This window comes from Streptomyces sp. B15 (genome assembly GCF_018070605.1).
Classification (GTDB): Bacteria; Actinomycetota; Actinomycetes; order Streptomycetales; family Streptomycetaceae; genus Streptomyces; species Streptomyces smyrnaeus.
In genome coordinates this window covers 1-418 of sequence record NZ_JAGPXJ010000235.1, presented here as the reverse complement: position 1 = coordinate 418, position 418 = coordinate 1, and the positions used below count along the sequence as shown (strand labels likewise).

Sequence of the window (418 nt, the reverse complement as noted above, 5' to 3'; positions counted from 1 at the left end):
GTCGAAGCCCGGCAAGCCGATCAACGCCGGCGAGGTGCTCTCGGGCGCGTTGAACGCGATGAAGGTGCGCGACGTCAAGAATTCCGGCAAGCGGATTGCAATGTACCAGATCACCTCCGAGCCGCGCCGCCTGCCGGCGCCGAACGGGCTGTGCAATCTCGAGACCGGTCCCGAAACCTTCCAGCTTGTTCCGAGCGGCGATGCCCAGGCCGCGCAGCTGAAGATGTTCACCGGCAAGGAAATCTCGATCAAGGTCGACGAGGTCGCCTGCGCCAGCGACCCCGGCCAGATGAGCGAAGCCGTGGTGACGAAGTGGAGCCTGATCAAGAAGCAGTAGGGGGCGAGATGCCCTCTCCACATTAGGGTGTCATCGCCCGCGCAGGCGGGCGATCCAGTACGCCGAGGCTTCTCGATTTAT

General features: G+C 63.6%; 1 protein-coding gene. It reads left to right on the top strand.

Features of this window, described 5'->3' with window-relative positions; all coding sequences use genetic code 11:
• Positions 1-337: hypothetical protein (locus KBY19_RS37910; protein WP_210967543.1), on the top strand; the 337-nt coding region annotated here is incomplete at its 5' end.
• Positions 338-418 lie beyond the last annotated feature (81 nt).